Annotated in this window: 17 protein-coding genes; 12 read left to right on the top strand and 5 right to left on the bottom strand. The window is 33.7% G+C overall.

The window, feature by feature from the left end:
- Window positions 1–46 precede the first annotated feature (46 nt).
- The 5 genes from pruA to Q0857_RS13270 all read left to right on the top strand — a co-directional run bounded on the left by pruA (window position 47) and on the right by Q0857_RS13270 (window position 7,228).
- Window positions 47–1,678 carry an L-glutamate gamma-semialdehyde dehydrogenase gene (gene pruA, locus Q0857_RS13290; protein ID WP_298536085.1) on the top strand — a complete coding sequence of 544 codons (1,632 nt, stop codon included), beginning with the start codon at window positions 47–49 and terminating at the stop codon, window positions 1,676–1,678.
- Window positions 1,679–2,052: 374 nt separating this feature from the next.
- Entirely contained in the window at window positions 2,053–2,400 is a 348-nt protein-coding gene (locus tag Q0857_RS13285) for a YciI family protein (protein WP_298536083.1), read from the top strand.
- Window positions 2,400–3,641, top strand: coding sequence for a sigma-70 family RNA polymerase sigma factor (locus tag Q0857_RS13280; RefSeq protein ID WP_298536081.1), 1,242 nt, complete (start codon window positions 2,400–2,402; stop codon window positions 3,639–3,641). Before Q0857_RS13285 ends, Q0857_RS13280 begins: the two co-directional genes overlap by 1 nt.
- Window positions 3,642–3,723: 82 nt before the next feature.
- The gene (locus tag Q0857_RS13275; RefSeq protein ID WP_298536079.1) at window positions 3,724–6,144 is read left to right on the top strand and encodes a CehA/McbA family metallohydrolase; all 2,421 of its coding nucleotides are present in this window, start codon (window positions 3,724–3,726) and stop codon (window positions 6,142–6,144) included.
- A 127-nt stretch (window positions 6,145–6,271) separates the two neighbouring features.
- Entirely contained in the window at window positions 6,272–7,228 is a 957-nt protein-coding gene (locus Q0857_RS13270; RefSeq protein ID WP_298536077.1) for a tetratricopeptide repeat protein, read from the top strand.
- A gap of 3 nt (window positions 7,229–7,231) precedes the next feature.
- On the opposite strand, the gene rsmG is transcribed toward Q0857_RS13270, so the two are convergent.
- Complete coding sequence (gene rsmG, locus Q0857_RS13265) at window positions 7,232–7,861, bottom strand: 16S rRNA (guanine(527)-N(7))-methyltransferase RsmG (protein WP_298536075.1); 630 nt, start codon at window positions 7,859–7,861, stop codon at window positions 7,232–7,234.
- 230 nt (window positions 7,862–8,091) lie between these two features.
- Between rsmG and Q0857_RS13260 the strand changes: the two genes are divergently transcribed.
- On the top strand, window positions 8,092–9,186 hold the full coding sequence (locus Q0857_RS13260; RefSeq protein WP_298536073.1) for an acyl-CoA desaturase: 1,095 nt from the start codon (window positions 8,092–8,094) through the stop codon (window positions 9,184–9,186).
- Between the two features lie 31 nt (window positions 9,187–9,217).
- A complete protein-coding gene (locus Q0857_RS13255; RefSeq protein ID WP_298536071.1) occupies window positions 9,218–10,402 on the top strand; it encodes a pyridoxal phosphate-dependent aminotransferase in 1,185 nt (394 codons plus the stop codon).
- Window positions 10,403–10,459: 57 nt separating this feature from the next.
- Here the strand turns inward: Q0857_RS13255 and Q0857_RS13250 are convergent, their stop codons facing one another.
- From Q0857_RS13250 to trkA, 3 genes are all read right to left on the bottom strand, one after another.
- Window positions 10,460–10,723, bottom strand: a complete 264-nt coding sequence (locus Q0857_RS13250; protein WP_298536068.1) for a hypothetical protein — start codon at window positions 10,721–10,723, stop codon at window positions 10,460–10,462.
- A gap of 352 nt (window positions 10,724–11,075) precedes the next feature.
- A complete protein-coding gene (locus tag Q0857_RS13245) occupies window positions 11,076–12,569 on the bottom strand; it encodes a TrkH family potassium uptake protein (RefSeq protein ID WP_298536066.1) in 1,494 nt (497 codons plus the stop codon).
- Window positions 12,570–12,596: 27 nt separating this feature from the next.
- Window positions 12,597–13,946, bottom strand: a complete 1,350-nt coding sequence (gene trkA, locus Q0857_RS13240; RefSeq protein ID WP_298536064.1) for a Trk system potassium transporter TrkA — start codon at window positions 13,944–13,946, stop codon at window positions 12,597–12,599.
- 138 nt (window positions 13,947–14,084) lie between these two features.
- Here trkA and ubiE point away from each other — a divergent pair, with 138 nt between their 5' ends.
- On the top strand, window positions 14,085–14,810 hold the full coding sequence (gene ubiE, locus Q0857_RS13235; RefSeq protein WP_298536062.1) for a bifunctional demethylmenaquinone methyltransferase/2-methoxy-6-polyprenyl-1,4-benzoquinol methylase UbiE: 726 nt from the start codon (window positions 14,085–14,087) through the stop codon (window positions 14,808–14,810).
- 4 nt (window positions 14,811–14,814) lie between these two features.
- Window positions 14,815–15,543, top strand: a complete 729-nt coding sequence (locus Q0857_RS13230; protein WP_298536060.1) for a porin family protein — start codon at window positions 14,815–14,817, stop codon at window positions 15,541–15,543.
- 16 nt (window positions 15,544–15,559) lie between these two features.
- Here Q0857_RS13230 and Q0857_RS13225 read toward each other — a convergent pair whose 3' ends face one another.
- Entirely contained in the window at window positions 15,560–16,282 is a 723-nt protein-coding gene (locus Q0857_RS13225; RefSeq protein WP_298536058.1) for an RNA methyltransferase, read from the bottom strand.
- A 170-nt stretch (window positions 16,283–16,452) separates the two neighbouring features.
- Here Q0857_RS13225 and Q0857_RS13220 point away from each other — a divergent pair, with 170 nt between their 5' ends.
- From Q0857_RS13220 to accD, 3 genes are all read left to right on the top strand, one after another.
- The gene (locus Q0857_RS13220) at window positions 16,453–18,978 is read left to right on the top strand and encodes a BamA/TamA family outer membrane protein (protein WP_298536056.1); all 2,526 of its coding nucleotides are present in this window, start codon (window positions 16,453–16,455) and stop codon (window positions 18,976–18,978) included.
- Window positions 18,979–19,115: 137 nt separating this feature from the next.
- Window positions 19,116–20,183, top strand: coding sequence for a class II fructose-bisphosphate aldolase (gene fbaA / locus Q0857_RS13215; protein ID WP_298536054.1), 1,068 nt, complete (start codon window positions 19,116–19,118; stop codon window positions 20,181–20,183).
- A gap of 320 nt (window positions 20,184–20,503) precedes the next feature.
- Window positions 20,504–21,361 (top strand): acetyl-CoA carboxylase, carboxyltransferase subunit beta, encoded by an 858-nt coding sequence (gene accD / locus Q0857_RS13210; RefSeq protein WP_298536052.1) that lies wholly within the window; start codon window positions 20,504–20,506, stop codon window positions 21,359–21,361.
- Window positions 21,362–21,366 lie beyond the last annotated feature (5 nt).

Below are 21,366 nucleotides of genomic sequence, written 5' to 3'. Positions count from 1 at the left end.
TTTGCAGGACATTTACTGAAAAATCAATAATAAAAAACGTCATATTATGGGAAAAGGCTTTTTTAATGTACCAATTGCGGTTAACGAACCGGTAAAATCATATGCTCCAGGTTCTCCTGAAAGAGCAGCAGTTTTAGACGCATATAAAACAATGTTTAATAGTAAAATTGATGTTCCTTTATATATAAATGGTGAGGACGTAATCACTGGAAATACCAGAACGATGTCGCCACCACATGATCACCAACATGTTGTAGGTACCTATCATTTAGCAGAACAATCTCACATTGATGATGCTATCTCGACTGCTTTAGAAGCTCGAAAAACATGGAGCCAAATGCCATGGGAGCAACGTGCAGGTATATTTTTAAAGGCTGCCGAATTGATTGCGGGCCCCTATCGTGCTAAAATAAATGCAGCTACTATGATAGCCCAATCAAAGACTATTCATCAAGCAGAAATTGATGCTGCTTGTGAGTTTATAGATTTCTTGCGCTTTAATGTGCAATTTATGACGGACATTTATATGGAGCAACCCGAAAGCACAAGTGATGCTTGGAACAGAGTGGAATATCGTCCGCTAGAAGGATTTACTTATGCCGTAACACCATTTAACTTTACAGCTATTGCAGGAAATTTGCCGGCATGTATGGCTCTAATGGGTAATGTGGTAGTTTGGAAACCTAGTGATAGTCAAGTGTACTCTGCTAAAGTAATTATAGATGTATTTGAAGAAGCCGGAATACCTCCTGGAGTTATTAACGTCGTTTTTGGAGACCCGGTAATGATCACTAATACAGTTTTAGCAAGCCCTGATTTTTCTGGGTTACACTTTACGGGTTCTACCTTTATTTTTAAAGAACTTTGGAAACAAATAGGAAATAACATTCATAATTATAAAACCTATCCGAAAATTGTTGGAGAAACAGGCGGTAAAGATTTTATAATTGCGCATAAATCTGCAAACCCTATTCATGTTGCCACAGCGATTGTTCGTGGGGCTTTTGAATTTCAAGGTCAGAAATGTAGTGCTGCATCAAGAGCTTATATTCCTAAAAGTCTTTGGGACGCTGTAAAAACTCAGGTTATAAAAGATGTTAACTCTTTTAAAATGGGCTCACCTGAAGATATGGGCAATTTTATTACTTCAGTAATTCACGAAGGGTCTTTTAATAAATTGGCTAAATATATTGATGCTGCAAAAACAGATAATGACGCCGAAATTATAGTTGGCGGTAATTATGATAAAAGCAAAGGGTACTTTATTGAGCCAACCGTTATAGTCACAAACAATCCGAAATATACCACCATGTGCACTGAGTTATTTGGACCTGTAATTACTATTTATGTTTACGAGGATGACGCTTATGCCAAAACTTTAAAGTTAGTAGATGAAACTAGTGAATATGCTCTAACGGGAGCTATTATATCCAAAGACCGATACGCTGTGACTCAAGCAACAGAAGCATTGCAAAACAGCGCAGGAAACTTCTATATTAACGATAAACCAACTGGTGCTGTTGTTGGACAACAACCTTTTGGTGGTGCTAGAGCATCTGGAACTAATGATAAAGCAGGAAGTGCTCAAAACTTATTACGCTGGGTATCACCAAGAATGATAAAAGAAACGTTTGTAACACCTAAAGATTATCGTTATCCGTTTTTAGGAGAATCATAAAAGGCATATACTTTTTAAACTAAAAATAAAATCCCAATAGGTAGCTATTGGGATTTTTTTAGTGCTATATACAATTTTAACTTTGTGAAGTTTTCAATCATTCTATTTCCCACATTAAAGATTGAAGGCTAGTATTTAAGTTCATTAATATCATATAAAAGACTATGAATAAAGTTATAAACTAAGGAAGGACGATAACTTTTAATTAAAAGTGACTGGAGTTAGTGAAACCCAATTTGATATTACTTTTCCAAATCTACTCAAAACGTAACTTATAACCTTTTTCAAAAAGAATTTTGATAAATTTGAAAAGCTTGTCCCCTTGCGCCTTTTGATAGACGTTATAGAGATATAAACTTTTAAAACATATAATTATGAAAGAATTTATGATGATTTTTGTAGGAGCCGATTACACAGATCTAGGCCTATCCCCTGAAGAACTTCAAGGCAGAATGGGAAAATGGTTTGCTTGGAACGACAAAATGGAGCAAGCGGGTGTACTGCGTGGAGGCAATGCCTTAACACCTCAAATAAGACGCGTTGTTGGATCTAACAGAACGGTTACCGATTTAACTTCAGCCGAAGTCAAAGAAATTGTTGGTGGCTATTACATTGTGGAAACGACCGATTTTGATGCGGTTCAAAAAATCGCCGAAGATTACCCTGACTACGATTTAGGGGGTACAGTAGAAATTCGTGAAATCATGGTATTTGATCGTTAATGAACTCTGAAATTATTGACCATCTTTTTCGTCATCATAGCGGAAAGATGGTTTCTGTTTTAACAAGGATTTTTGGTCTTAAACATCTTGATATTATTGAAGATGCGGTACAAGATACTTTTATAAAAGCCAGTATAAACTGGAGAACTAGGCAACCTGAAAACCCAGAGGCATGGTTGAACAAAGTTGCAAAAAATCGAGTTCTTGACATTTTTAGGAAACTAAAAACAGAACAAAAGCACTTACCTCTTATCAATCAAGGAACAGATGCTATTGCCATAAATGAATTGTTTTTAGACACGGAAATTGAAGATGCCCAACTCCGCATGATTTTCACCGCATGTCATCCTAAATTAGATCCCAGAGACCGGATTGCATTTGCCTTAAAAACGGTCTCCGGATTTAGTATAAAAGAAATTTCATCGGCACTGTTAACTAAAGAAGATACTATTAAAAAACGTTTAGGAAGAGCTCGAAAAACCATAGTAAATGCAGATTTAAAGTTTAAAATACCACTAGGAAAGTCTTTACCCGACCGTTTAGACAGTGTTATGGAAGTGCTTTACTTAATTTTTAATGAAGGTTTTCATTCTAACCAAAGAACTAAGCTTGTTCGAAAAGAACTATGCGGTGAAGCCCTAAGGCTTTGTCAAATGCTATTAAAAAACGAACACACTAGAACACCCGAAACTTATGCTTTAAATGCTTTAATGTGTTTTCACTCAGCAAGATTAGATACTAAAACCAATACGCAAAATGAATTGCTTGATTTAAAAAATCAGGATCGTAGTTCATGGTATTTTCCTTTAATTAAACTAGGCCATAATATGATGACCAAGGCGGTTATAACTAAACAAGAATTCTCTTGTTACCACTATGAAGCCGCCATAGCTGCTGAACATTTGCGAGCCCCAATATTTGAAGATACTAATTGGGACAAAATTCATTATTGGTATCAATGCTTAAATAACTTGCAGCCCATGCCAATTTATGTTTTAACAATGGCAGTTGTATGCATTCAAAATAAAAACTTTAAAACGGCTAAAGCCTATCTTAACGACATTAACGCTTCAGATTTTGAGCAACGAGCATATTTATTTTATGGTGCAAAAGCGGATTATTATATAGGTACAAATCAAATAAAAAAAGCCATAGAATATTTAGACTCTGCCCTAGAAATTGTTAATAACAGATTAGAGTTAGCGTATCTTGAAAAGAAGCGCGCTAAACTTCTTAATTAAATTCCCGACCGCTTCGTAACTTTTTTTAATTCTTCATAACTTAGTAGAATTCAGATTATTCACGTTCAAATCAGTTTAAGCCATGAAGTATTTATTCAGTTTTATTGTTGTTTGTTTATTTAGTAGTATGACTATTCATGGACAATGGTCTAACAGATATCCAAAGGTAGATGGTTTTGGGCATCATGTTTATTTAGAGGGCTATGAGCTACCTATTTTAAATGCAGGCCCTACTGATCCCGCACCTTCACCAATTGATAAGCGTATTGTTTTTGCAGCTAAAGGTTGGTTGTGGTTAATGGATACGAATGTTAGAGAAGCTTCAAGAATTACATCATCTGCGCATGTAGACTCAAAACCAAACTGGTCTCCTAATGGAGATCAAATAGTTTTTATACGCGACAATAGTAGCGATACCGAAATTGTTTTACTGGATTTGGCTTCAATGGAAGAAACCGTTTTGGTTAATACTAAAGCCCTAGACCTAGACCCTATTTTTTCAAGAGATGGTGCATTTGTTTATTATGCATCCGCCGATGTCGGTTCTATTGATATTTGGCGTATTAACCTTTCAACTAATGAAAAACAAGTAATCACCAAGGAGGATAATTTAGAACGTTTACCTGTACCTACAAATTCTAGTAAATGGCTAGTTTACTTGAAAAAAGAAGGGTTCTCATATGATTCTATTGAACTCCTAAATACGGAATCAAATGAATCCAGCCCATTAGCAGAAGAAAATTTCACCTCGCAAGCAGCATTTTCGTTATCACCAGATAACCAAACCCTAGTCTATTCATGGCCTCAGGACGATTTTTATGAATTACGTTTGCTTGATGTACTCACTCCCAAAAGCACACTTCTGCTAACTAAAAGTAATAATCTACCATTATCTCCAAAATTTAGTGCTAATGGTAAATGGGTGTATTATTTTGAATTCAATATGTCCGAGCGCTCAGAACTAAAACGAATAAGCATTAATGGCGGTGAACCTGAAGTCTTAGATGTCTTGAATTGGGAATGGAATATACCAACATCTAAGCTAAAAATAACCAGTAAAGTTGACGGCGCATTAGATGCTGTTAGGATGAGTATTACCGATCAAGCAGGTCACCCTATTGTACCTGAAACAGGTATTGTGCATTCAGACGGACAAAATGGAATCGTCTTCTTTTACTCTCCTGGAGGCATTGAAGTTGAAGTTCCCCAGGGAGATATAAAAATTACCGCTGTTCATGGATTTTCAACTATCAAAACCACAAAAAACATAACAGTTAACACACCAGAGCGTACTACCGAAATTAGTCTTAGTTCTATTTGGAATGCAGACGAAAATGGATGGTACTCTGGAGACAATCACTTTCATATTAATTACGGAGGGACAAGTCAATTAGATCCAGATGATATTGTACTGGATTTAAGAGCAGAAGATTTAGACGTGGCTTTTCCTTTACTGGCTAACTTAGGGCAACGATTTTTACAACAGAATCTTTGGAAATGGAAGCGCGATGAAGTGCCTTTGATTGAATTTGGACAAGAAGTAAGATCACATTTTTTAGGACACTTAGGTCTTTTAGGAACAAAAGACTTGTTTTGGCCATGGGTTTGGGGCCCATATTATGATATTTATGGTCGTGATGATAGAACAAATGCTGAGGCATTACGGTTTGCCAAAAAACAAAATGCCTTAGGCGGATACGTACATCCAACAAGTGTACAAGACCCGTTTACTGAAAAGGGAGCAAGACGAATTCCTATCGAGTTGATTGCTGATGCGGTTTTAGGTGAGTCTGATTATATAGAATTGGGATGCTTATGGTCTGACGAAATTGGTACTGCGGCACTTTGGCATGCTATATTAAATATTGGAGAACCGTTGGCCATATCAGCAGGAAGCGATGTAATGAATGACTTATATAGAACAATGGCTATTGGAGCAACTAGAGTTTACGTAAAACCAGAAAAAAATCTGACTATGGATAACTACCTAGAAGCCTTAAAAAATGGAAGAAGCTTTGTAAGTAATGGTCCCTTAGTTGAGTTTGAGGTAGAGGATAAAATTTCAGGAGGGGTTATTTCTACTAAAAACAAGAAAGCTAAATGGACTTTAAACGTGCATTCTGCAACACCATATAACAAAGTTGAACTATTTATTAACGGAGAAGTAGTATGGACAAAAAAAGGAAATACTAAACCTGGTTCTAAAAGCTACAAAGGAACCATTGTTGTTCCTGATGGCGGATGGGTTACAGCAAGAGTTTCGGGTGGCTCAATTGACTGGCCTCTAATGGACAGTTATCCTTTTGCAGAATGTGCCCCCATATGGTTTAATGAGGTAGGAAGCATAGACATCACCGTAGCAAAACAATCCGCAGAGAAACTATTAATGCTTTTAGAGGTTTCGAAAGATAGACTCGAAAAGGGATATGGAGAAAGCGCCATCCCAAAACTAAAGGCACATTTTGAAAAAGCAAAACAAAAATTACTAAAAATCAGTAACTAAGTAGGTTCATTATTTTCAAACAAATTAGAATGAATTCTCTTGACTCGATTTCAACAAAATTTATTTATCTTTCCTGAGTATTTCTTCAATAAAAAACGGCACACTATTTGTTGAATAAAAAACGCTGATGAAAAAACTAATACTCACATTATTTGTCCTTTTACCCGTTTTAACCATTGGGCAGGCGAGCAAGATTTATAGAAAAGCGCTTCGTTCTACAGATTCAAAAGAAAAAATCAGTCTCCTGAATGAAGTTATCAAATTAGAGCCTAAAAACCTAGATGCTTATTTTCAGCGTGGACTTGCAAAAAATGATTCCGGAGATTATCATGGTGCTATAGTAGATTATTCCAAAATTATAGTTGAACAACCCGATGCCGACACTTATTACAATAGAGGCAATTCTAGATATAGTATTAAAGATTTAACTGGAGCTAAAGAAGATTATGCCAAAGCTTATATACTTGACAAAAACTTTATTGATGCCTTATATAGTCTAGCTTGCGTAAGATATGATTTAGAAGAATACGATCAAGCAATAAGCGATTTTAATAAAGTAATAAAAGCGGCTCCTGCGCAATCAAAACTTTACACCTTACGTGCATCTTCGTATAAAGCTTTGGAGAAATATACCGAGGCGGCAAAGGATTACTCGACAGCTATTTTGATTGAGCCTAATGCCAATAACTACTATAATAGAGGCGTGTTTTTAATGGATATTAATTATTACGAAAACGCCAATGAAGACCTAACAAGATCTTTACGTTTAAATCAAAACAACTCATTTGCCTATTTTTATAGAGGTGCTTCATATTTATTATTAGGAAAATTTACTAATGCGATTACGGATTTTTCCGAGGCTTTAAAATTTGACACTATGGATTTTGATGCACATTTAGGGCTTGCCATAGCTTATAGTAAGATTAACGATATCGAGAAGGCTAAAGCTAGTTTTAAACGTGCAAATGAAATTTTGTCCATTGAGAATGATGTATCGAGTATTGAGCCCTACAATAATACTTATTGGTTTCAAAATCAATATTATTACTTTAACAACAATATTGCTACAATAGCCAAACTATAGTACTTATCCTCTATATTTTAAAGGTAAATGCACCACTTTTTTAGTTTCATAAAAATCTTCTGAAAAATAATCACTTAAATTATAAATAGTTGTCGTTCTATAATCTTTAAGTTCTTCTGACAGGTCTCCTCCTTTTAAATAAAGTATTCCGTTTTTCAGATCATGATTTTGCTTTTTTGCTATTTTACCTTTTACCCAATGCACAAAAGTAGGCATCGCAGCAACAGCCCTACTTACAATAAAATCGTAAGTATCATCAATAGCTTCTACTCTACTATGCGTCGTTTTTACATTAGTTAGACCTAAACCGGCAACCACCTCATCAACAACTTTCAATTTCTTTGCAATACTATCTACTAAATGGAAAGAACATTCTGGATACAGAATAGCCAAAGGAATCCCTGGAAAACCACCACCAGTACCTACGTCCAACAATTTACTTCCGTCTTTAAAAGATATTACTTTTGCAATACCTAGTGAGTGTAAAACATGGCGCATGTACAATTCATCTATATCTTTTCTGGACACTACGTTTATTTTCAAGTTCCAATCTTGATACAGAGATTCCAACTTTTTAAATTTTTCTATCTGATCTTCAGTAAGGTCAGGAAAATACTTTAATACAAGTTCCATTTACTTCTAGTATTTTATAAATCAACCAGATACACACATTCCAATAAATTCGTCCCAGTAAAGAGAGTTTATATTTACAGACATATCTAAGCTGTTAAATTTTCAACAAAAATATACTTTTTCGATACATTTTTTTACAAAAAAATGGTATTACTTCAGTTGGTTTATACCTATCTTTGCCGCAGGTATGATCAGCAATTTTTATTATTTATCATATTAAAATTAATAGCATGACAAAACAAGCACTTTCATTTTCAAGAACTGATTCTGCAAAATTTTTCAAAACATTAAATAAACGTGTTAATGATTATTTCAAAGAAAATAACATTAAGCGCACAGGTAATTGGAAACTTTATTCGAAGGCCATTTTCATGTTCGCCTTACTTATTACCCCTCCTGTTTTAGTGTTAACCATAGATTTACCATGGTATGCTCAAGTATTATGTATGATACTTACTGGTATTGGTATGGCAGGTGTAGGCATGAATGTGATGCACGATGCCAACCATGGCTCTTTTTCTAGTAAAAAATGGGTTAATAAATTAATGGGAAGTAGTATTTACATATTAGCTGGGAATGACTACAACTGGAAAGTTCAACATAATGTGTTACATCATACGTATACCAATATTCAAGGTCATGATGAAGATATTGACGCCGGTAGAATTATTAGGTTTTCCAAGCACACCAAGTGGTTAAGGATTCATAAATATCAAAAATATTACGCGTTCTTTTTATATGGTTTATTAACTGCGAATTGGGCAATTACAACAGATTTTATTCAAACCTACCAATATCTTAAAAGAAAACTAGCTTACGGAAAATTACCCCATCCTGCAACACAGTGGACTAAGTTAATTATTGGAAAGATTGTGTATTATTCAATTTGGGTTGTTTTACCAATCTCAGTAGGTTTTACATGGTGGCAGGTTTTAATAGGCTTTATCGTTATGCATTATACTGCGGGAATCATTTTAAGTGTTATTTTTCAACTCGCACATGTTATGCCTAACACAGAGATGCCTTTACCTGATGAAAACGGTAACATCAAAAACACATGGGCTATTCACCAACTATTCACAACCTCGAATTTTTCACCAAAAAGCTGGTTGGCCGAATTTTATACTGGAGGATTAAATAGACAAGTAGAACACCATTTATTTGCGAATATTAGTCATGTACATTATAGCAAAATCGCCAAAATAGTTAAAGAAACTGCAAAAGAGTTTAGTTTACCATACAACGAATATAAATCGTTTTGGCAAGCTGTAGCTGAGCATTATAACCAATTAAAGGTCTTAGGAAGAAAACCTAATATGGCCTAAACTTTATATTTACTTTTTAACAAATAATTAAATGCAATTACTATCTGATAGAATTTTAAACATGTCTACGTCTGCAACGTTAGCCATGGCAGCAAAAGCAAGAGAACTTAGAGGAGAAGGAAAAGATATTATCGGTTTAAGTTTGGGAGAACCAGATTTTAATACACCAGACTTTATCAAAGAAGCAGCTGTACAAGCTATTAATGACAACTATAATTCTTATACTCCAGTTGATGGATATGCTGATTTAAAGGAAGCTATTATTACTAAGTTTAAACGTGATAATGGTTTAACATATTCACCAAGTCAAATAGTAGTTTCTACCGGTGCTAAACAAGCTTTATTTAATATTGCTGGTGTAATGTTAAATGCTGGTGACGAGGTTATTTTACCTTGTCCTTACTGGGTAAGCTATTCTGATATTGTAAAACTATTTGATGGTGTACCTGTGGAGGTAAAAACTTCAATTGATACTGATTTTAAAATGACTGCCGATCAATTAGAAGCAGCCATTACACCAAATACAAAAATGATGTGGTTTAGCTCACCTTGTAATCCAAGTGGATCTGTTTACAGTGAAGCAGAATTACAAGCTCTAGTTGACGTTTTAGCAAAACATCCAGACATCTACGTTGTTTCTGATGAAATTTACGAGCATATTAACTATGGTAAAGGCCATACGAGTATTGCTAGTTTTGAAGAAATGTATGATCGTACAATTACTGTTAATGGTGTATCGAAAGCTTTCGCGATGACTGGATGGCGTATAGGTTATATAGGAGCTCCTGAAAAAATTGCACGTGCTTGTAACAAACTACAAGGACAAGCAACTAGTGGCGCCAACTGTATTGCACAGCGTGCTGTAATTACTGCCTGTACGGAATCTCCTGAGAAAGTTAAATACATGATTGATGAATTTAAACAACGGCGTGATTTAATTTTAGGATTATTAAATGATATTGAAGGGTTTAAATGTAATGTGCCAGATGGTGCGTTTTATGTATTCCCTGACGTGACTCACTTTTACGGAAAGACGTTAAAAGGTACTAAAATTAATAACGCTAGTGATTTTTCATTATTCTTATTAGAAGAAGCTCTTGTAGCAACCGTAACTGGTGAGGCTTTTGGTAACCCTGATTGTATCAGGATTTCTTACGCTGCTTCAAACGAACAAATTATTGAAGCTATTAAACGTATTAAAGAAGCTGTAAGTTAAATAGCTTATTATCTTAAATATTATTGAAAAGCCACTAATTAATTTAGTGGCTTTTTTTTAGATGTAGTAGATAAAAACTGAAATTAAAATCAGCATCATAATTCCAAATATTATTAATTGCTTTATTCTTATTTGCTTATGCTCGTTTTGTAATCTATTTTTAAGTTTCTTTAATGACAACGTATTATAATTTGAAGCTTTTGTTTCATACTTCTCATGTTTTTCTGAAGAAAGTGTATTTTTCAAACGCTTTCTATTTGACAACAAATTTCTATTATTTTTAATAGTCGCTATAGCGGATTGCACTACTCCAAAACTCATAATTTCTAAAATGTTAATTGTGAAACTTTGTTGAAATATGCAACAAAGGATTATTGTGTTTTAGAAGATATCTTAAAACATCAATTGATAATTACAAAGTAGCTATTCTTTATATATATGTAGATTATTTCACCAAAATGTTACAACAGAACTTAGGATTTCGAATTAGCGATAGTAGCCGCATCCTTTTTTGCTATAAACTAAACATTTAATAAAATTAAAAACCTTAACCCTAATTAATACTTAATACTATCCTAAAAACAAGATTAGCTAAAAAGATGTAACGAATAGCATGACCTTTACCTGAATCACATTCATGAAAAAGCAGAAATGTTATATTCAAATTATATGACTACCTATTGCGCCAAAAGAACGGTGTGAAAAGAATAAGAACTGTAAACAACTCTAAACGCCCAATAAGCATTAAAAAAGACGACCACCACTTGCCTAAACTTGGTAATGCCGCATAGTTATTTACGGGTCCGAAATCACCTAATGCTGGTCCAACGTTACCAAGTGTTGAGGCCGCAAGACCCACTGCCGATTTAAACTCTATACCCATTATTGAAAAGCCCAAAGACCCAATAATAAAAGATAACATATAGAGGATGAAAAACGCCAAAACATTAAATACGATAAACCTGTTTATCGCTTTTTTATTATATCGCACAGGCACAATAGCATTTGGATGAAGCGTGCGCTTAAACTCTAAAAAACTATTTTTAATGAGTATTAAATGACGTACAACCTTAACCCCTCCAGAGGTACTTCCTGCCGAACCTCCTAAGAACATGAGTCCGAAAAAGAAAACCATTAAAAAGGGTGTCCATAACGTATAATCGGCCGTAACAAACCCCGTGGTAGTTACAATTGCCAATACTTGGAATAAAGCATGCCTAAAAGCGCTTTCTCCCTCTCCCCAAACCATTGGGTGTGCTATTGATGAGACACTAACGTCTGCTTTAAAATAAATAACAACAGCAGCTATAATGGTGAAAACAACAACAAACTTAAAGTATAATTTAAACTCTTCGTCATGTATAATTTTTTGGACTTTCCCTTTAAAGGCAAAATAGCTTAAAACGAAATTCGTTCCTGCTAAAAACATAAACAAAATAATAATATATTGAATAATAGGTTGGCCATTCCAATAGGCAACACTTGCATTTTTTGTAGAAAACCCTCCTGTAGACAAGGTGCACAAGGCATGATTTATAGCATCAAAAAAAGACATACCTGCCACTGTTAACAATAAGGTTTCTGCCGCTGTATAACCCACGTAAATAAGCCACAGGCGTTTTGCAGTATCAGTAATTCTGGGGTGTAATTTATCGGTACTTGGGCCTGGAGCTTCCGCCGCAAACATTTGCATTCCTCCGATTCCTAATAAAGGTAAAATAGCAATAGCTAAAACAATTATTCCCATTCCTCCAATCCAATGGGTCATACTACGCCAAAACAAAACTCCTTTAGGCACCGCTTCAATATCATTCAAAATAGAAGCCCCAGTCGTCGTATAACCAGACATGGTTTCAAAAAAAGCATTAGTGAAATCTGGTATACTATCTGTAATTACATAAGGTATAGTACCTGATAAAGACATAATTATCCACCCAAAAGTAACCACAATGTAACCTTCCCGCTTATTAATTTCCTTTTCATGATGCCTAGTAATAAACATTGATATCGCTCCAATAACTAAAGTAATAATACCGGCTATAAAAATTTGTAACGTAACACCGTCTTGATAGACCAAGCTAATTAGTGCAGATAACAGCATAAACCCGCCATTAAACAATAACAGTAGCCCCAGAATGTGAAAAATAATTTTATAGTTAAGTTTCAAGACTTATTCTTATTTTGAAAAGTAGTTTTATACAAATAACTTTTCAACAGTTTTTATAGATTTCAATAAACAGCATACCACAACACGGTCTCCTTCTTGGATTTTAAAACTACCCAAGGCAATCATTCCTACGCCATCTCTTATAACACCTCCTATAATGGCTGTTCTTGGAAAATTAATAGATTTAATGGTTTTATTACAAACAGCAGAGTCAGGTTTAACTTCAAACTCCAATAATTCAGCATTAAGATTACTAAGTTTTGTCATAGCCACAACTTCACCACGCCGTATATATCTAAAAATATTATTGGCTGCTAATAACTTTTTATTAATTAAGGTATCAATTCCTATGGAGTGAGACAAATCAAAATAGTCCATATTTTCCACCAAAGCAATGGTCTTTTTCACACCCTTTGATTTAGCCACCAAACATGACATGATATTAGTTTCGGAATTTGGTCCTACCGCAATAAAGGCATCCATTTCTCCAATATTTTCTTCTTCTAATACATCAACATTTCGTCCGTCACTATTAATAACCAACACCTTTGTTAACTCATCTGCAATCTCAAATGCTCTATCTCTATTTCCTTCTAAAAGCTTAGCATTAAAGCCTTTTTCACTCAAGTCTCTGGCTGTTTTATAACCAATTTGACTCCCTCCTAAAATCATGATATCTTTAATAGCTCTATTTTCCTTACCTGTGAGACGACATAATTCGTCGGCTCCACCTTCAGAAGTAACAAAAACCACAGTATCACCACGCATAAATTTCGTGTTACCTCTAGGAATAATAGTATACTGCGTTCCAAAACGCTGAATAGCAATAGGAACAAAATGTATTTCAGGAAAAATTTCTGCCGCTTGCTTTACAGTCTTTCCAACAAATGAGGCTGATTTTGACAAGGTAAGTCCCGCCATAGTCAGCGCACCATCTTCAAATTCATAGTTTTCATTAAAAGAAGATTGCTTTAATGATAATTCAATTTCTGACGCAGCTAGCGCTTCTGGTGATATTAACTCGTCAATACCAAACTTAGTAAACCCGACCTCCTCTTTATTATTAATAAATTCAGTATTAGTTATTCTGGCAATGGTCTTGGTCGCTCCAAGTTGTTTAGCCAAAACGGATACTGTAATATTTGTAGTTTCACTAGATGTAACAGCAATAAATAATTCACATGAAGATACTCGAGCTTCTTTAAGAATTGCTATTGAGGTGGCATCACCTTTAACTGTTCTAATATCCAAATGCGTATCTGCATAGGCTAAACTTTTTTTATCGGGATCTATTAAAGTAATTTCTTGTGATTCGTAGGAGAGCAACTTTGCCAAATGAAATCCTACTTCACCAGCACCAGCAATAATTATCTTCATCTTTTAATTATCATAAAAAGTATAACAAAGATAGTACAAAATCGATATGTTAGCAGGACTTTGAGTTAATATAATTATTTAGAACCCGAATTATGTAATGCTTTTTGAATAGTTTATATTTGCCCAAAAATTAAAGATTTGTCAAAAGTAAAACCATACAAAAACAGCGATTTAGGCAAAAAAGAACAAGTTACCCAAATGTTTGATAATATTTCTGGTGATTATGATGGTTTGAATCGTGTGATTTCTTTTGGAATTGATATAAAATGGCGAAAAAAGGTTGTTAAATTAGTTAAAGAAAGTCATCCAGAAACTATTTTAGATATTGCCACAGGAACTGGTGACTTAGCTATAAATCTTGTAGAAACAAATGCCTCTAAAATTGTTGGTTTAGACATAAGCAGTGGTATGCTTGAAATTGGCAAGGACAAAATAAAAAAGAAAGGGTTAGATTCTAAAATAGAAATGATTTTAGGAGACAGTGAAAACATGCCTTTTGACAATAATTCTTTTGATGCCATTGCAGTTGCATTTGGAATAAGAAATTTTGAAACTCTAGAAAATGGGCTAAAAGAAATTTTAAGAGTTCTAAAACCGGGAGGTACTTTTATAATACTTGAAACATCTGTACCTACAAAAACACCTTTTAAACAGGGCTATAACCTTTACACCAAAAATATTATGCCCCTTATAGGAAAAACATTCTCTAAAGACCAAAGTGCCTACACATATTTAAGTGAATCTGCATCTGTTTTTCCATATGGTGAAGATTTAAACAATATTTTACGTAAAATTGGGTTTATTAATGTTGAAGATTTTCCACAAACTTTTGGCGTGGCAACAATTTACAAATCGTCTAAATAATTATATGAAATACATTTTTGCATTACTTATAGTTTTATTTATATCCAACGAATCTAGCGCACAACTTTTCAAAAAAGAAAAAGTATCCTACGATGCTAATCAAGGACGCGGTACTACTGATAATGATTTACTTAGATGGGGGTATTTTTTAGGATTTAATAGTTATGATTTTAAATTTAACTATAATGAAGACTTAAAGGATATTTACGTAAAACGCAGCCCAGGCTTTAACGTAGGGCTTATTGGAAATTTGCGTATTAATAAATTTATTGATTTAAGGCTTGAACCAGGATTATCAATAACAACAAGGGAATTAAACTATAGCACAACTTATTTTGATGGTATAGAATTTAAAAAGTCAGATTTGATTAGAGAAGTTAAGTCTACATATATACATATTCCATTACTAGTTAAAATATCGGCAAAGCGCATAAATAACTTCAAACCATTTATTGTAGGTGGATTTTCGACAGCTTTAAATTTATCAAGCAATGAAGATAACCCTGAGGATAATGATAATGGGCAATTTAGAACAACTTCAAATCCTGTTTTTTATGAATTGGGTTTTGGTATTGACTTTTATTTATATAATTTTAAATTCACACCAACTATTAGAGGTGTATTTGGGCTTAGCGACGAATTAGTAAGAGACGAAGATCCAAACAGCCCTTGGACTGGCAATATAGCTAGTATGGAAACTCGTGCGGTTTTTATTAATTTCACGTTTCAATAATTCGCGAAGAATATATTCAACTTCCCCTTTTAAACTCACTTAATATTATTGATGTAGCTGTAGCCACATTCAAACTTTCTGTGACTTGTAAATCACCAAATCTTGGAATGGAAATCTTGTCAGTAATCATGGTTTCTGTTTCTTTTGATATCCCATTCGCTTCATTCCCCATAACAATAACACTGGTTTGTGGTAAACTTCTTTTGTAAATATTATTTCCTTCCATATATGTGCCAAATACAGGGCCGTCGTAATTACTTAAAAAAGAAACTAAATCAATATAAGAAATATTTACTCTGGTAATAGACCCCATGGTGGCTTGAATAACTTTAGGATTATAGCAATCTACCGTTTCCTTACTACATACTAAATCTTTAATCCCAAACCAATCACATAACCTAATAATGGTCCCCAAATTTCCGGGGTCTCTAACGGCATCTAACGCAACAATAAGTCCATTCTTTTTTAAAGTTTTTGATTGCGGAATCTTAAAAACAGCCATAGCCATATTGGGTGTCGCCAAAAAACTTATGCGCTTTAAATCACTTTCAGATATTAAAACTTCATTTTTGGCATCAATATTGAAAGATTCCTTAGTATAAAGAGCATAAAGTTCTAAATTAGATTGTAACAATTCTGTTATAGTCTTTATACCTTCAACAACAAACAATTGATGTTGTTGTCTATATTTCTTGTGCTTTAAGCTGTTTATTAATTTTATTTGACTTTTAGAAAGCATAGATACTTTTATATTTTTTATAAAGAAAAGAAAATAATAATTAGATCACCTAGACCTAATAATATTTAAACTTTTTTTAGTTTAAAAAATGTATTTTTGATGCATAACTAATACTTACTATTTGTTTTATATATTAAAATAATAAAACCCTGAATTAAGTTTAATTCCATTTGAAAAAACAACTCTCAAAAATATTAATAATAACACTTACCGCAATACACTTAATTTCATGTGATGCTGTAAAAAGAGTTGGTGATGAAGAATACTTACTTACAAAAAATTCAGTTATTATTAATGGAGAAAAAGACAAAAGGGAGACCATTGACAAGTTACTTTCCCAGAAGCCCAATAAAAGTTTAGCTAACATCCCTTTACAGTTGCATGTTTACAACCTTGCTAGACCAAATAGAGATTCTATTTTCGATGCTTGGTTAGAAAAAAAACCAAAACGAAAAGAACATTTAAAAAACCTCTATTCCCAAAAACAAGCAGATAAATTACGGGAATCTGCGATAGGCTTCAATAATTGGTTAAAGAAAACAGGAGAAGCCCCTGTTATTGTTAATGAAGACAAAACCAAAAAATCAATAAAAAATCTTGAAGCATATCATACTAATCATGGTTGGTTTAATGCCAAGGCTGATTATAGCATTAATAGAATTGAAGATAAACGAGCTGAAATAGAATATACTGTAAGTACTGGAACACCGTATATCTTAGATTCCATTACCACAACAATTAAATCGCCTTCTATTCAATCTCTATATAAAGATATAAAAGAAGAAAGTCTGCTAAAACAAAAGGAGCAATATAAAACCTCTAATTTTGAAAAAGAACGTGAAAGAATTTCAAACAAATTAAGAAATTCGGGTATTTATCATTTTAGTACAGACTATATAACTTTTGAAATAGATACCATTGGTACTAATAAAAAAGTAAATGTTAACCTAACTATCCAAGATAGAGCAATAAGAACACCTGATTCTTTGGAAAGAGAGCCTTTTAAAGTTTTTACTATTCAGGCTGTTAATATAATAACAGATTATTCTTTTGAGAATAGTGGCAAACCTTTCAAAGATTCAATATCCTATGACGGATATAATCTCTACAGTTATGGCAAAATGAGGTTTCGTCCAAAAAACATTACCGATGCCATATTCATTAAGCCAGGTGATATTTTTAGAGAAATTGATGTGCTGCGTACTTACAGACATTTAAAAGAATTAAGAACATTTAAATATCCGAACATTGAGATAACGGAACATCTTGATAATACACTAACTCATACCATTAAGCTATCTCCTTTGAAAAAATTCAGTTTAGGTTTAGGTGCTGACGTTTCGCAAAGCAACATCCAATCTATTGGCTTTTCTTTTAACCCGAGTTTGCAAATGCGGAACATTTTTAGAGGAGCAGAAACATTAGACCTTACAGCCAAAGGAGCGATTGGTGCTTCAAAAGACAAAAACAACCCTAACGATGCCTTTTTTGATATTGTTGAATATGGTGTAGATTTAAGGTTGACTATCCCCAGATTATTCTCCCCTTTTTACACCAAACATATCATTCCAAAATACATGTCTCCTACCACTCAAATTGGTATGGCCATGACCAGTCAAACCAATATTGGACTTGATAAACGAACTTTAAGTGGTACTCTAAATTATAACTGGCTCCCTAATGAAGAATTAAATAGCCGAATTGGTTTATTAAACGTTGAATTTGTTAGAAACTTAAATCCCGACAATTATTTTGGAGTTTACCAGACCTCCTACAGATCCCTTAATAATATTGCTAAAGATGTCGGGTACATTGAACCAGACGAAAACTTAGGTATCCCCGAAGAAGCCGATGAATTTATTGCTTACGCACTTGGACCTCCTCCAGCACCAGAATTATCTGAAGACCAGTTAAATGAAGTAAATAGTATTGATGAGCGTAAAACTAGACTAACTGAAAATAATTTAATTTTATCATCTAACTTTGGCTTCACAAAAGATAATCGGACCAATCTCTTTGATGAAGACTTCTCAATATTCAGGTTTAAATTTGAAGCGGCAGGAAATTTATTATCAGCACTATCTGATGCTCTAGGATTAAAAAAGGATGAAGCTGGACGTTATACGGTATTTGATGTAGCCTATTCTCAATATTTAAAAACAGAACTCGATTATATAAAACACTGGGATTTAGGAAGAAAGAATGTATTCGCAATAAGAAGCTTTTTTGGAATTGCTATTCCCTACGGTAATTCTAATAGTATCCCTTTTGCCAAGAGTTTCTTTGCAGGAGGACCAAATGATAATCGTGCTTGGTCTGCTTATAGTTTAGGTCCGGGAAGTTCAAGGTCCAGAGATGAATTTAATGAGGCCAACCTTAAAATTGCTTTTAGTGCTGAGCAACGTTTCAATATTTTTGAAAAATTAAATGGTGCCGTTTTTGTTGATGTAGGTAATATTTGGAATGTACTTGACAATGTTACCGACCCAAATGCTACTTTTACGGGTTTCGAATCACTTGAAGACTTAGCTATAGGTTCAGGCTTAGGCTTACGTTACGACTTTAGTTATTTCGTTTTTAGGTTAGATGTGGGATTCAAAACTTACGACCCCTCGTACCAAGATAAAAACAGGTGGTTTAATGATTATAATTTCGGCAATGCGGTTTATAATATTGGTATAAACTACCCATTTTAAGGAGGATATACACCTTATTTTACTATAACGTTTTAGTGTTTTTTTATTATAATCACTTCCTAATACAGATAAAAATTCCTCAAAAATTGATTACTTTTGATACCTAATAATTTTAGAAATCATATTAAAATAAAAAAATGGGACATAACATAAAACCTGGAGTAGCCACAGGACAAGAAGTTCAAGCTATTTTTAACCACGCAAAAGCTAATAACTATGCGCTTCCTGCTGTAAACGTAATTGGTTCAGATACTATTAACGGAGTTTTGGAAACTGCTAGAGATTTAAACGCTCCAGTTATTATTCAATTTTCCAATGGGGGTGCACAATTTAATGCTGGTAAAGGTTTAAGTAACGATGGTCAAAAAGCCGCTATTGCTGGAGCTATTGCTGGAGCAAAACACGTGCATACTTTAGCTGAGGCTTATGGTGTTCCTGTAATTTTACATACAGACCACTGTGCTAAGAAATTATTACCTTGGATAGATGGTTTATTAGATGCCAGTGAAAAACATTTTGCTGAAACTGGAAAATCATTATTCAGTTCTCACATGATTGACCTTTCAGAAGAGCCAATTGAAGAAAATATTGCTATCTGTAAAACCTATTTAGAACGCATGAGCAAAATGGGTATGACTTTAGAAATTGAGTTAGGTATCACGGGAGGTGAAGAAGATGGTGTTGATAATACAGATGTTGATGATTCTAAATTATACACACAGCCAGAAGAAGTTGCATATGCTTATGAAGAGCTAAGTAAAGTAAGTCCTCAATTTACTATTGCTGCTGCTTTTGGTAATGTACATGGTGTTTACAAACCTGGTAATGTAAAACTAACTCCAAAAATTTTAAAGAACTCTCAAGAATTTATTACCAAAAAGTATGGTGTTGAAGAAAACCATATCGATTTTGTATTCCACGGTGGATCAGGATCTACAGTTGAAGAAATTCGTGAAGGAATTAGCTATGGTACTGTAAAAATGAACATCGATACCGATTTACAATATGCTTTTATGAGTGGTATTAGAGATTATATGGGCGGTAAATCAGAATACTTAAAATCTCAAATAGGAAACCCTGAAGGAGATGATTCTCCAAATAAAAAATATTACGACCCAAGAGTTTGGTTACGTGAAGGTGAAAAAACTTTTGTAGCTCGTTTGAAAAAAGCTTTTGAAGATTTAAATAACGTAAATACGCTTTAATTTGAGCGTTACCCTAGGTATTATTAGAGGTTAGACTACTACTTCAATCTTTAGGAAGAGTTTAAACAGACCGCTTTACACCTAGTACAAACACCATATAAAATCCTGTTTTTAACTATTAAATTTAGTTATTGAACAGGATTTTTGGTTTTTACTACATTCATAGATTTGAGATTGAACTCACAATTTTTGAGTTTGAATAATAAAAATAGTAATTTTGTACACTTTGCAAAAGCAAAAGTAACTAACCCATAGCCATCATTTTTAGTATACCATAACTATATTAAAAATGACAAAAACTAAAAACAATACATCAATATATGTCTTGGTTTAAAAGAAAAACAGCAGGAATAACTACAACTACCGAAGAGAAAAAAGACACACCAAAAGGGTTGTGGTATAAATCACCAACAGGTAAAATTGTAGATACTGAAGAATTAGAAAAGAATTTTTATGTAAGTCCAGAAGATGGTTACCATGTTCGAATAGGCAGTAAAGAATACTTTGAAATTCTTTTTGACGATAATAAATTTAAAGAATTAGATAAGAACCTTGAATCAAAAGATCCTTTAAAATTTGAGGATACAAAAAAATATCCAGAGCGTTTAAAAGCGGCACAATCGAAAACTAAATTAAAAGATGCCGTTCGTACTGCTGTTGGTAAATCTAAAGGAAAAGATTTAGTAGTAGCCTGCATGGATTTTGCCTTCATTGGAGGATCGATGGGTAGTGTGGTTGGAGAAAAAATAGCGAGAGCTGCAGATTATTCTTTAAAGCATAATATTCCGTTAATGGTCATTTCAAAATCTGGAGGAGCTAGAATGATGGAAGCCGCATTATCTTTAATGCAATTAGCTAAAACTTCTGTAAAATTAGCACAACTGGCAGATGCCCAAATTCCATACATCTCATTATGTACAGATCCCACTACAGGAGGTACAACTGCATCATTTGCGATGTTAGGAGATATAAATATTAGTGAGCCTGGTGCTTTAATTGGTTTTGCGGGACCGCGAATTGTAAGAGATACAACTGGAAAAGAATTACCAGAAGGTTTTCAGACTTCCGAGTTTTTACTTGAACATGGTTTCTTAGATTTTATAACTCTTAGAAAAGATTTAAAAGATAAAGTTAATCAGTACTTGGACTTGATACTAAATCAGCCCTTGAGAAAATAAAAAAA

The sequence above is a fragment of the uncultured Algibacter sp. genome, from assembly GCF_947495925.1.
Lineage (GTDB): Bacteria > Bacteroidota > Bacteroidia > Flavobacteriales > Flavobacteriaceae > Algibacter_E.
Note: the sequence above shows the minus strand (reverse complement) of the source record. Positions and strands in the feature narration are given on the sequence as shown.

Excerpts from the sequence above, each read along its gene's own strand:
- Q0857_RS13250 (WP_298536068.1), bottom strand. The coding sequence starts at position 10,723 with ATGAGTTTTGGAGTAGTGCAATCCGCTATAGCGACTATTAAAAATAAT.
- trkA (WP_298536064.1), bottom strand. The coding sequence starts at position 13,946 with ATGAAGATAATTATTGCTGGTGCTGGTGAAGTAGGATTTCATTTGGCA.
- Q0857_RS13230 (WP_298536060.1), top strand. The coding sequence starts at position 14,815 with ATGAAATACATTTTTGCATTACTTATAGTTTTATTTATATCCAACGAA.
- Q0857_RS13255 (WP_298536071.1), top strand. The coding sequence starts at position 9,218 with ATGCAATTACTATCTGATAGAATTTTAAACATGTCTACGTCTGCAACG.
- Q0857_RS13260 (WP_298536073.1), top strand. The coding sequence starts at position 8,092 with ATGACAAAACAAGCACTTTCATTTTCAAGAACTGATTCTGCAAAATTT.
- rsmG (WP_298536075.1), bottom strand. The coding sequence starts at position 7,861 with ATGGAACTTGTATTAAAGTATTTTCCTGACCTTACTGAAGATCAGATA.
- Q0857_RS13270 (WP_298536077.1), top strand. The coding sequence starts at position 6,272 with ATGAAAAAACTAATACTCACATTATTTGTCCTTTTACCCGTTTTAACC.
- fbaA (WP_298536054.1), top strand. The coding sequence starts at position 19,116 with ATGGGACATAACATAAAACCTGGAGTAGCCACAGGACAAGAAGTTCAA.
- Q0857_RS13285 (WP_298536083.1), top strand. The coding sequence starts at position 2,053 with ATGAAAGAATTTATGATGATTTTTGTAGGAGCCGATTACACAGATCTA.
- Q0857_RS13280 (WP_298536081.1), top strand. The coding sequence starts at position 2,400 with ATGAACTCTGAAATTATTGACCATCTTTTTCGTCATCATAGCGGAAAG.
- Q0857_RS13275 (WP_298536079.1), top strand. The coding sequence starts at position 3,724 with ATGAAGTATTTATTCAGTTTTATTGTTGTTTGTTTATTTAGTAGTATG.
- accD (WP_298536052.1), top strand. The coding sequence starts at position 20,504 with ATGTCTTGGTTTAAAAGAAAAACAGCAGGAATAACTACAACTACCGAA.
- Q0857_RS13225 (WP_298536058.1), bottom strand. The coding sequence starts at position 16,282 with ATGCTTTCTAAAAGTCAAATAAAATTAATAAACAGCTTAAAGCACAAG.
- pruA (WP_298536085.1), top strand. The coding sequence starts at position 47 with ATGGGAAAAGGCTTTTTTAATGTACCAATTGCGGTTAACGAACCGGTA.